1 protein-coding gene is annotated in these 246 nt (G+C 32.1%); it reads left to right on the top strand.

What is annotated here, in order from left to right; translation table 11 throughout:
• A partial coding sequence (locus SB752_RS33080) for a hypothetical protein (protein ID WP_410719608.1) occupies window positions 1-246 on the top strand: 246 nt, incomplete at both ends.

Here is a 246-nt window from a genome sequence, read left to right as displayed (position 1 = left end):
AACTTAACCCATAAAATGAATGGGAATAAAAGCGTAACAGCAATGAACATTGCGCCTATTGATGAGCTTCACGCCTTTGATATTGATAATTATGAAAAAGAACAATTTAAGGATGTAATAGAGACTTCTAATGAGCTTAATCTTGAGGTTACGACTCTTTTTAAAGCTTCAACCGATATTGAAAATGACCTTACCAACATTACAAACAAAGGAAATTACGATCTTCTTCTAATTATGCTTGGAAAA

Origin of the sequence: Brevibacillus sp. SIMBA_040, from assembly GCF_046535075.1 — a bacterium.
Taxonomy (GTDB): Bacteria; Bacillota; Bacilli; order Brevibacillales; family Brevibacillaceae; genus Brevibacillus.
Note: the sequence above shows the minus strand (reverse complement) of the source record. Positions and strands in the feature narration are given on the sequence as shown.